We start from the raw sequence: 11,806 nt of genomic DNA, 5'->3' as shown, positions 1-11,806 counted from the left end.
CTTATCTGCAAGTTGAGCCTAGGCTCAAGCTTTACCGCTCTTATATAAATTATTAATAAAACGAATAATCTTCGCCATGTACGGTTTGTACAATGGGGATAATTATATGCTTGAACCACTATTCACGCCTTTTCAAAAAAGCGTGTATATGAAAAGTTTTTACCAACAATTTAACCAATAATCATTATGAGAAAACTCTTACTGCTAACCGCTTTGCTATTGTTGGCTCAGTTAGGTAGCACATTTGCTCAAGACAGGCAAATTACAGGGAAGGTAACCTCATCCGAAGACGGTTCTCCTATCCCAGGCGTAAGTATTTCAGTGAAGGGTACTTCAAAAGGTACTACTTCAACTACAGATGGTACTTATCGTATCGCTGTGGGTAATGGCACAACCCTAATTTTCTCTTCAGTGGGATTCAACGCACAAACTGTGGCTGTTGGTTCTCAATCTGTAATCGACGTAAAGTTAGTTCCAAGTACTTCTACCCTCTCAGAGGTTGTAGTAACTGCCCTTGGTGTATCTCGTGACAAAAAATCTTTGGGTTATGCAACTCAAGAGGTTAAGGGAGACCAAGTAAGTACTGCTAAAGAAAGTAACTTCATCAACTCTTTGTCGGGTAAAGTATCAGGGGTTGAAATCAAACGTAACAACAACATGGGTGCTTCTACCAACATCGTTGTTCGTGGTTTCAAATCATTGACTGGTAACAACCAAGCATTATTCGTAGTGGATGGTGTACCTATCGATAACTCAAACACTACTAGCTCTTCGACAGCTCAAGGTGGTGGTGGTTATGACTACGGTAACGCTGCTTCGGATATTAACCCAGACGACATCGAGTCAATCAACGTATTGAAAGGTGCTGCAGCAACTGCGCTTTATGGTTCAAGAGCTGCCAATGGTGTTGTAATGGTTACGACTAAAAAAGGTAAGAAAAACCAAGGTTTAGGTGTTAATGTAAGTATGGGATACACTGTAGGTTCTATCGACAAATCTACCTTCCCTAAATACCAATCTAGCTATGGTGGTGGTTATGGTAACTACTATGAAGACCCTTCTCACAAGTTTTTGTACAGAGATATCAATGGTGATGGAGTAGACGACCTTGTTGTTCCAATGTCAGAAGATGCTTCTTGGGGTGCTAAATTTGACCCTAACAAACAAGTGTATGACTGGCGTTCATTTGACCCATCTTCACCACAGTATGGTAAAACTAGCGCATGGCAAGCAGCAGCAAACTCTCCTGCTAAATTCTTCAACGACGCAAAAACATTCAACGGAACTATCTCTTTGGATGGTGGTAGCGAAAACGGTTCTTACCGTGTATCATATACTCGTTTTGACCAAACTGGTATTCTTCCAAACTCTAGCATCCAGAAAAACAATTTCTCATTTGCTGGTAGCCATGATTTCAGCAAAAAGTTCACTGTTACAACCAACATCAACTTTGCTCGTCAAGATGCAAAAGGTCGTTATAGCAACGGTTACTCAGACAACATCATGTCAAGCTTCCGTCAGTGGTATCAAACAAACGTTGATATCTTAGATTTGAAATCAGCATTTGAAAGAACTGGACAAAACATTACTTGGAACTGGACTGACCCAAGTGAAATCAAGCCTATTTTCTGGGATAACCCTTACTGGCAACGTGCTAACAACTACGAAACTGACTGGAGAAACCGTGTTTTTGGTAATGTGACTGCTACTTACAAAATCACAAATGATTTTGATGTATTGGGTCGTATCTCAATGGATACTTACACTGAACAACAAGAGGAACGTATCGCTGTTGGTTCTATCAACAACAATGGTACTGCTAAATACTCTCGTTATGATCGTACTTTCAGAGAAATGAACTATGACTTCTTTGCAAACTATCACAAAGATTTGTCTGAGAATTTCAACTTGAAAGGTATGGTTGGTGGAAACATCCGTAAAACAGAAGTTAGCACAATGTATGCTACTACAGTAGGTGGCTTGGTTGTACCAGGTATCTACTCTTTGGCTAACTCTGCTTCTGCGGCTAGTGCTCCTACAGAAAACGTAAGTGCTATCTACCAAGAAGGTATTTTTGCTAATGCATCTTTGGGTTATAACAACGAATTGTTCTTAGACCTTACTGCTCGTCGTGATGTTTCTTCTTCTTTACCAGTATCAAACAACACTTATTTCTATCCATCTGCTTCTTTGAGCTATATTTTCTCTAACAAATTAGGAGAAAGCTGGCCTGCATTGAGCTTTGGTAAAGTTCGTGTAAACTATGCTGAAGTAGGTAACACTGCTCCTGCGTTGAGTTTGTTGAATACGTATGTAAAACCAACTAACTTGAACGGTGATACTAGAGATGCATTTGGTGGACAAACATTATTTGCGACTGGCTCGATCTTGAACAACCCGAACTTGAAACCAGAACGTACAAAAAGTTCTGAGATTGGTTTAGAAATGAAGTTCTTGAAAAACAGAGTAGGATTTGACATTACAGCTTACCGTACTTTGTCTATCGACCAAATCATGCCTGTGTCTATCTCGAAAGCTACTGGTTATGACAAAAAATATGTAAATGCTGGTACAATCGAAAACAAAGGTATTGAATTGTCTGCATTTGCTATCCCTGTTCAAACTGGTGACTTCTCATGGAAATTGAACGCTAACTTTACGATGAACCGCAACAAAGTGGTTGAATTGTATGATGGCGTAAACAACTTGCCATTGGGTTCATTCCAAGGTGGTGTTACATTGAACGCATCTATTGGTGAACCTTACGGTGTATTGAAAGGTACTAACTTCGTTTATTTAAACGGACAAAAAGTTGTTAATGCAAATGGTTACTATGCACAAACGGATGCAACTAGCGTAATCGGTAACATTACTCCTAATTGGAAAATGGGTATTACTAACTCATTCAATTACAAAGCCCTTTCATTTAGCTTCTTGATTGACATCCAAAAAGGTGGTAGCGTATTCTCTCTTGACCAATACTACGGTAGAGCTACAGGTTTATATGCTGAAACTGTATTCTTAAACGACAACGGTGTTTCTATCCGTGAATCAATTGCAAATGGCGGTGGTTACATCGTACCAGGTGTATTAGCTGATGGAACTGCCAACACTAAACGTGTAAGTGCTGAAAACTACGGATTATTAGGATATGTAAGAAACCCTGCTGCTGCTTTCGTTTATGATGCTAGCTACGTTAAATTGAGAGAGGTAACTGTTTCTTATAAATTACCTGCAAATCTATTCGGCGGAAGCAACTTCATCAAAGGTGCTACATTGTCTGCAGTAGGTCGTAACCTTTGGATTATCCACAAAAACTTACCTTATGCTGACCCAGAAGATGGTTTGACATCAGGTAACCTTTCAGGTTTCCAATCAGGTGTTTATCCTTCAGTTAGAGAAATCGGAGCAAGCCTTAAATTCTCGTTCTAATCGAAACCTTTATTACAAACTAATTGAAGGTTTTTGTCAAACGAAAAAAGATATTATTCCAATGAAAAAAATTGTAACATTCCTATCTATAGCACTGTTGTCGATGTCTTGCGAGAGTAATCTTGAAGATTTGAATACCGACAAAAAACACCCTAGCTCGGGTTCTGTGCCATCTTCTACTGTGTTTGCAGCAGCAGAAACAAACCTTATTGACCAAATGGTAAACACAAACGTAAACCGTAATGTGTTCCGTTTGCTTGCTCAACAATGGACTCAAACTACTTATACTGACGAAAGTAACTACGATATTACCACTCGTAAAGTTGCTGATGCTGTATGGTTGCGTTTCTATTTCAATATCTTGAACAACTTGAAAGATGCTAAAGCTTTAGTTAATGCTGAAAAACCTATCGGTACTCAGCAAGCTATTGAAAAAACAAACAAGTTGGCGCTTATCGAGTTATTGAATATCTATGCTTACCAAAAATTGGTAGATACCTTCGGTAACATCCCTTACACGGAGTCATTAGACCCACAAAATGTAAACCCTAAATATGACGACGCCAAAACAATCTACGCTGACTTAGCGAAGCGTTTGGATGCTGTTATTGCTGGTGTTAATACTTCGGCTGGTTCTTTTGGTTCGGCTGACTTGGTATATGGTGGAGACATGGCAAAATGGTTGAAGTTTGCTAATGGCTTGAAATTGAAAATGGGTTTGATGTTAGCTGACGTTGATGCTGCTACCTCAAAAACAATGGTTGAAGCTGCTGCGAAAGGAGTATTCTCTTCAAACAGTGACAACACTGCCTTAACTTACTACAGCAATGTACCAAATACAAACCCTATCTGGGTTGACTTGATTCAAAGTGGTCGTAAAGATTATGTTCCTGCCAACACAGTGGTTGACTTGATGAATAACCTATCTGACCCACGTCGTTCGGTTTTCTTTGGTCAATTGAATGGTAAATATGTAGGTGGTCCTTATGCTGCTGGTGGTAACTATACTAACTTCTCGGCAATTGGTGATGTATTCCAAAAACCAGACCTAGAAGGTTTGATTATGGATTATGCTGAAATTTCTTTCGACCTTGCTGAAGCGGCTGCTCGTGGATACAATGTTGGTGGTACTGCTGAACAATTCTACAACCAAGGTATCAAAGCTTCGATGAGCTATTGGGGTGTGAGCGATGCAGATATTACAGCATACCTTGGCAAAAGTTCGGTAGCCTACGCTACTGCAACTGGTAACTACAAGCAAAAAATTGCTACTCAAAAGTATATCGCATTGTACAACCGTGGTTTTGAATCTTGGACAGAATGGAGACGTTTGGATTACCCAATCTTCAATGTTCCTGCTAACAAAACTTATGCTGATATTCCAACTCGTTTTACTTACCCTGTAGGTGAACAAACTCTTAATGAGTCGAACTGGAAAGCTGCTTCAACAGCAATCGGTGCGGATAAAGTAAATACAAAACTTTTCTGGGATAAATTCTAATCTCTTATAAAAGTGTAGTAACAAAAAAGCTGGCTCGCAAGAGTCAGCTTTTTTTGTTTGGCTATTGGCTTTTAGTAAAATGTATTCTTGAAGTATTTTATGTTTGTTGAAATTGCAAACCTCAAAGAATCTAAGTAGGAAAACGTTATTAGTTAATAGTATATTGGTTATTTGAAGATATTCATAATCAAAAGGTTATAATCAAATTTTACCTCAGATATACTATTAATTTAATCTTTCCTACTAATTAGCAACATTAACCTTTACCTAATAACAGTTATACTAGTAACCTATAACTTACCTCAATAAGAACTTCTTGATAAACCTTACACATTCCTCTGGCTCCTCATACATACCCATGTGTCCAACAGTATCAAGTACCAATGAGCTAGTATTACCCGCCAAAGCTAATTGTTCAAGCGCATCTGCCACAGGAATACTTTTATCTTTTTTACCAATAATCATCATCACAGGATATTTAGCATTGGCTAATACTTCTCTGCGATCTGGACGAATACGCATTGCATCCATAGCCACCATTAAGGCATCTACTGGTAACTGAGACGAATAGTCGATATGCTTTTGTACCACCTCTGGATTTTGAGCATTAAACTCTTCGCTATAAAGATTTGGTGTAAAGTTTTTGATAAAAACCTCCGTACCATGTGTTCTCAAGAAATCAACATTTTTCAAACGTAAAGCTTTTCGTTCTTCCGAGTCACCATAAGCTGTCGAGTGAAATAAGCCCAATCCAGTAATCATGTCAGGATACTTCTCGGCAAACGCCAAAGCAATATACCCTCCCATCGAGTGCCCAATCACAGTACATTGACTCACACCAGCTTTTTGTAAGTGTTGGGCTACAAAATCGGCATAATCATCCATGGTTTTCAAGGTAGTTTCCTTGGCATAATCAGGTGTAAATACCAGTAAGCTCTTTTGTAAGTAAGGGACTATTCCCAACCATACAGTCGAGTCTTCACCAAACCCATGTAATAATACTACTACTTTTTTCTGTATCATGTCCGTAATGTTTTGAGAATAATTGAATGACTATTGGCTATTGTGGATTGTTTTTTTTGATTTCTGAAATATGTAAAAATATCTTTATTCCTTATAAAATAGTATCCGAAATCGAAAAAGAGATTATGAATTAAAGAATGCTTAAGTTCAATTCTCCATGCCGAAAGCCCAAAGCCAATATTACTATATAACAAAAAATCCCCAAACAATGTGTTCGGGGATTCGCAAATTATTTTTATGCAACTTTCTTCATTCTATGCAAAGCCGTTTTTTCAAACTTCGAGCGAGCATATTCTAGCGTTACATTAAATTCCTTGATTTCATCTTGTGAAGGCAGCTCAAACATCGCATCAGTAATAATTGCTTCACAAATTGAGCGTAAACCACGAGCCCCTAATTTGAACTCCATCGCTTGTTCGACAATATATAATAAAGCGTCATCATCAAAATGAATATCGATATCCTCCATTTTGAAAAGCTTTTCATATTGCTTCGTAATCGCATTTTTGGGCTCTTTCAAAATCGAAAGTAGTGTTTCTGCATCCAATGGATTCAATGAAGTAAGCACTGGCAAACGTCCCAACAATTCAGGAATCAAGCCAAATGATTTTAAGTCTTGCGAAGAAACGTAACGTAACAAATTTTGCTCGTCAAATTCATCTGCAAAACTTGCACCTTTCTTGAAGCCTACTGGCTGAGTGTTCAGACGATTAGCAATATGACGTTGAATACCATCAAAAGCACCACCACAGATAAATAAGATATTTTCAGTATTTACTGCAATCATTTTTTGCTCAGGGTGCTTACGACCTCCTTGTGGCGGGCAGTTTACAACAGCCCCTTCCAACAGTTTCAATAGCGCTTGTTGTACACCTTCACCCGATACATCACGTGTAATTGACGGGTTGTCAGACTTACGTGCAATTTTATCTATTTCATCTATAAAGACAATACCCATTTCGGCTTTGGCAACGTCATAGTCTGCTGCTTGCAACAAACGAGTCAAGATGCTTTCTACGTCTTCACCCACATAACCTGCCTCAGTAATCACCGTAGCATCGGCAATACAGAATGGAACTTGAAGCATTTTGGCAATCGTACGAGCCAAATAAGTCTTACCTGTTCCTGTTTCGCCCACCATAATGATATTCGATTTTTCAATCTGTACATCATCATCAGTTTTAGGCTGCATCAATCTTTTGTAGTGGTTATAAACAGCTACACAAAGGTGTTTTTTTGCTTCATCTTGTCCTATTACATATTGGTCAAGATACTTTTTCATCTCTATTGGCTTTACCAATTCGAAGCGAGCGCCACCTTTCTTTTTGTCACCCTTAAAGCTACGTGACGAAGGACTTGCTTCTTGTTGCACTACCTGATAAGCCTGAGTGACACATTCACTACATACATGACCCTCCATACCTTGTAATAGCAATGGCACATCTTTTTGGCCACGACCACATAGCGTACAATGAGGCTGTTGTTGTTGTTTCATTCTATGTAAAAAATAAGAGAGTTGTGTGTTTGTTACTATGTCTCAACTCTTGTAAAATACAATTTGAAAAAGAAGGGTTCCCACAATGGCAGCTGTTTCAACGTACTACAGGCAACTGTTTGGTACAACCATTCACAAAAGTACTGAATTTATACTAAAAATGCTTACCCCTAAAACAAAGGAGTAAGCATTTCTATGGTGATTTACGTCAAAAGCAAAATTTTCGTAAATCAACAAATATGTCCAATCAACTACGGTTCGCGAGTAAGAATCTCATCGATTAAGCCATATTCTTTAGCTTCTTCAGCACGCATCCAGTAGTCACGATCAGAGTCACGTTCGATTTCTTCAAACGATTTTCCTGAGTGCTGAGCCAAAATATCATACAATTCTTTACGAATTTTTACGATTTCGCGAGCTGTAATTTCAATATCACGAGACTGACCTTGCGCTCCACCTGATGGTTGGTGAATCATAATACGTGCATGAGGAAGAGCCGAACGCTTACCAGCTGCACCACCAGCCAATAATACAGCACCCATCGACGCCGCTAAAGATGTACAAATCGTAGCTACATCAGGGCGGATATACTGCATAGTATCATAAATACCTAAACCTGCATATACCGAACCACCTGGGCTGTTGATATACATCATAATGTCTTTACGAGAGTCTGTCGACTCCATAAACAACATTTGAGCAACAATGATATTTGCCATATAATCATCTACAGGTACGCCCATAAAAATGATACGGTCCATAATCAAACGTGAGAATACGTCGATTTGAGCAAAACGCATTGGGCGCTCTTCAATGATATATTGAGTCATGTCTTCAATAAATGGACGGCTCTGCCCACCTATCTGATTCATGTACTGATCTACTGCTAAGCCATTCAAACCTCTGTGATGAACAGCATATTTTCTGAATTCTTCTGAACTTAAATCTTTGTGAAACATAATTTTATAACCGTTATTTTAAACTGTAAACTTCAAAATCTGTAAAATGGTTCGAGGCAAATAGTCGTTGAACTTTCAAGTCATCTTACAGTGTTTTGCAACTAAGAGGTAGTTCTTTTAAACAAAGATGCAAAATCTATGAAAAAATCCTAATCAGATTTTCAGATAAATTCTCGGAAAATACGATTTTTTACTATGATTTTTATTACCCTCTAAAAAGTATTTAAAATACCTTCTTGTAAATCAAAGGATTATATAAATTGAGGTATTAGATTAATATGTCGAAAGTAAAGTGGATATTTTTTCATAAAATTTGACAAGACTAACCAACTTTTATGTCTTAGTCCATCATAACCAACTCAACCTAATAAGGTATATGAAACAACAAGATTCTATTCCTGATAAAATCCGAAAAGCTCGTGTACTCAAAGGGCTTTCTCAAGAAAACGTAGCCGATATGTTGGGAATTTCGACCACAGCGTATGGCGATATTGAGCGTGGCAAAACCGAACTCAGTATCAAACGTGCACAAGATTTATCCAAAGTATTGGACATTCCTGTACTTTGGGGAGAAAAAGAATTGGCTGTATCGCCACAAATAGATACTTTATTGGAAGAAAACAAACATCTAAAATCCGAAAACCTCCGCTTGGAAATAGAACTCAAATTTTGGAAAGAAAAATTTGAGCAACAACTGTATTTAGAAGCTTATCGTATTCTTCAGCAAAAACAACGAGAACCCATTGGCTTTTAAAAGCTGAGAAAATGGCCATTTGTCCAGTAAGTACCAACCCAGAATTACTGCTTATTGGGCAATTGGACTTCATCACTGAATTTTATAAAAACAGTTTTAAGCTGTTAAAAAAATAAGTCCAAGACTAAGTCTTGAACGTGGAATTTCCATTTTGTTCAGTAATCAGACTATACTATGAATAGAAAGTATTGATAATTAAACTTTACATCCATAACTCACAACTCATTATGATACTTATTTAGTAGTGTACGAAAGATTTTCAACTATTTCAGATTTGGGATTTTTGATTGCTGAAATAAAGAAAAATACCTTTATTTTTTACAAAATATAGAAGCTTACACTTTCGATATCCGAAATAGATAGTTTTTACAATCCTTCGTACAGTACTAATACTTAATCAAGAATACGAATAGAAAATTTTATAGGATCCACAGGTTTTTCGTTGAAAGCTCTTGCTTCCTTGATTTTATCGACCACTTCCATTCCTTCTGTTACTTCTCCTACTACGGTATAAATGCCATCAAATTTGCGAGCCTCCTCCGCATTAGTAATAATAAAAAACTCACTCGCAGAAGTATTGCCCTCGGGGTTCATGCTAGGGTCGTATTGTGCCATGGCTACTGCTCCACGTTTGTGTCTAAACTTGGAGGTATCTACTTCGGTAGGCAAATCATAGTCGAGACGATACATCCATTCGGCACCTCCTTGAATAGCTGTTGCATAGACAATTCGATAAAAGAATAAATCGGTATAATAACCACCTTTTACCAGACGAACAAAGTTGGCTCGGTGTAACGGCGTGCCTTCGTATAGCTGTATCGTAAAGTTTCCTAAACGTGTAGTTACTTGTAGCTTTGTTTCAGGATTTTGTTTACCATACTCTTCTAAGGTTGGACGAACTTCTTTATCAAATAAACGCATATCTTTTCGGCATGCACTTACACTCATAAGAAGCCCTAACAAAATCCCGTATTGATATAGTTTTCTTTTCATTCTATTGCTATTTAACAAGGCTTAGTAATGCCACAAGAGTCGATATTTTCATTTTCAAGATACCAAATTTACCAATCTTTATGTATGTCTTTCACAAAGATTTAATAAATTTATAGTAACCCTTTTACCTAAGCCTCTCTAAGTAATTTCTAATTTTTTCTTAACGATTTTTAAAACAAATATGGACTTCTTGCATGCTATGAAGCATTTAGGTATTCTTAAACCAAAACTTAAGGAAGTATTTGCTTGTTTTTACACAATGGATTCTAAGTAACAGGAAAGGTCAAATTAATCATATATCTGTGGGTATTCCTATGATTATAAGTACCTGCCAATAACGGATATACGATTGACGACTAACGTCTAATTGCCACTTCACTTCACCATTAACCATTTTGCATTTATGAATACGTATGAAATTGTTTTATTGCTTTCGAGCGGTGTAATTATATCGTATATTTTTAATCTTATAGCCAAAAAATTTGCGATTCCCTCAGTGCTATTACTTCTAGGAACGGGGATTCTGGTTGGGCAAGTTTTTGGACAAAACTTACTGCCAGCTACATTTGTCAACAAAACGGTTGAGATTTTGGGAGTAGTGGGATTGATTATGATTATTTTGGAGGCAAGTCTTGACTTGGAACTGAGCCGCGATAAATCCAAAATGATTGCACAGGCTTTTTTTGCTGCCTTACTCATCTTACTGGCATCTTCTTTTTCTATTGCATTGATTATACAGCAAGCCACTGGCGAAACATTTCGTAACTGTCTGGTATATGCCACTCCCATGTCGATTATCAGTAGTGCAATTGTGATTCCGAGTGTTGAAAACTTACTGCCACACAAAAGAGAATTCATCATTTATGAGGCCTCTTTTTCTGATATTTTCGGGATTTTATTTTTCAATTATCTCATTGCTGACGAAGGTATTTCTATAGAATCTGGTATTCTTTATAGTTTCAATATTGTTTGGTCCTTACTATTGTCGGTAGTAGTCGCGCTAGGTTTGATTTATCTTTTATCAAGAATCACCTTGCATTTGAAGTATTTCCTCTTGTTTGCGGTATTGTTAGTACTATATGCGGCGGGTAAATTATTACACTTACCTTCTTTATTAATTATCTTATTTTTTGGACTATTCATTAATAATAGAAAAATCATTCGTCCCAAAATAATTGTAGAAGGTGTGCCTCAACACATGTTTGATGAGGTAGAAAACAATCTTAAATCAATTACTGCGGAAACAGCTTTTTTGATTAGAACCTTCTTTTTTATACTCTTTGGGTACTCGATGAACGTTGGAATTTTTAGTCAAGAAGAAGTTTGGATGACAGGGTCAATGGTGGTATTGGCTTTACTGGTCATTCGATTTATTTTTCTTCGATTTATCCAGTCTCAAAAAAATACTATGCCAGAGTTGTTACTGATGCCAAGAGGTTTGATTACCATATTATTGTTTTATGGGATTCCTCAACAATTCAAGCTCAATACATTTAATAATGGTATTTTGTTTTTTGTCATTCTGATTACCAGCGTATTGATGATGTTGGGTATTATAACGGCTGAGAAAAAGGGAAGTTCGAATAGCCTCAATGATGAAGCCATCGGTGAAATTGTATAATTTTGCCTGCATTAGGCATTATGCTTTA

General features: G+C 37.4%; 8 protein-coding genes. 4 read left to right on the top strand and 4 right to left on the bottom strand.

Annotated features, from left to right (window positions below; translation table 11 throughout):
* The first annotated feature begins 186 nt into the window (after positions 1-186).
* Both QM481_RS21180 and QM481_RS21175 read left to right on the top strand, forming a co-directional pair.
* Positions 187-3,432 carry a SusC/RagA family TonB-linked outer membrane protein gene (locus QM481_RS21180; RefSeq protein WP_283383220.1) on the top strand — a complete coding sequence of 1,082 codons (3,246 nt, stop codon included), beginning with the start codon at positions 187-189 and terminating at the stop codon, positions 3,430-3,432.
* Between the two features lie 61 nt (positions 3,433-3,493).
* On the top strand, positions 3,494-4,933 hold the full coding sequence (locus QM481_RS21175; RefSeq protein WP_283383219.1) for a SusD/RagB family nutrient-binding outer membrane lipoprotein: 1,440 nt from the start codon (positions 3,494-3,496) through the stop codon (positions 4,931-4,933).
* 297 nt (positions 4,934-5,230) lie between these two features.
* On the opposite strand, the gene QM481_RS21170 is transcribed toward QM481_RS21175, so the two are convergent.
* The 3 genes from QM481_RS21170 to QM481_RS21160 all read right to left on the bottom strand — a co-directional run bounded on the left by QM481_RS21170 (position 5,231) and on the right by QM481_RS21160 (position 8,410).
* Positions 5,231-5,956, bottom strand: a complete 726-nt coding sequence (locus QM481_RS21170; RefSeq protein ID WP_166550407.1) for an alpha/beta fold hydrolase — start codon at positions 5,954-5,956, stop codon at positions 5,231-5,233.
* 235 nt (positions 5,957-6,191) lie between these two features.
* Positions 6,192-7,451 carry an ATP-dependent Clp protease ATP-binding subunit ClpX gene (gene clpX, locus QM481_RS21165; RefSeq protein ID WP_166550408.1) on the bottom strand — a complete coding sequence of 420 codons (1,260 nt, stop codon included), beginning with the start codon at positions 7,449-7,451 and terminating at the stop codon, positions 6,192-6,194.
* 251 nt (positions 7,452-7,702) lie between these two features.
* Positions 7,703-8,410, bottom strand: a complete 708-nt coding sequence (locus QM481_RS21160; protein ID WP_166550409.1) for an ATP-dependent Clp protease proteolytic subunit — start codon at positions 8,408-8,410, stop codon at positions 7,703-7,705.
* 376 nt (positions 8,411-8,786) lie between these two features.
* Between QM481_RS21160 and QM481_RS21155 the strand changes: the two genes are divergently transcribed.
* Complete coding sequence (locus tag QM481_RS21155) at positions 8,787-9,164, top strand: helix-turn-helix transcriptional regulator (RefSeq protein ID WP_166550410.1); 378 nt, start codon at positions 8,787-8,789, stop codon at positions 9,162-9,164.
* Positions 9,165-9,557: 393 nt separating this feature from the next.
* Here QM481_RS21155 and QM481_RS21150 read toward each other — a convergent pair whose 3' ends face one another.
* The gene (locus QM481_RS21150; RefSeq protein ID WP_283383218.1) at positions 9,558-10,157 is read right to left on the bottom strand and encodes a peptidylprolyl isomerase; all 600 of its coding nucleotides are present in this window, start codon (positions 10,155-10,157) and stop codon (positions 9,558-9,560) included.
* A 403-nt stretch (positions 10,158-10,560) separates the two neighbouring features.
* Between QM481_RS21150 and QM481_RS21145 the strand changes: the two genes are divergently transcribed.
* Positions 10,561-11,778, top strand: a complete 1,218-nt coding sequence (locus QM481_RS21145) for a cation:proton antiporter domain-containing protein (RefSeq protein WP_283383217.1) — start codon at positions 10,561-10,563, stop codon at positions 11,776-11,778.
* Positions 11,779-11,806: the final 28 nt, after the last annotated feature.

Origin of the sequence: Flectobacillus rivi, assembly GCF_030056655.1 — a bacterium.
Lineage (GTDB): Bacteria > Bacteroidota > Bacteroidia > Cytophagales > Spirosomataceae > Flectobacillus > Flectobacillus rivi.
Note: the sequence above shows the minus strand (reverse complement) of the source record. Positions and strands in the feature narration are given on the sequence as shown.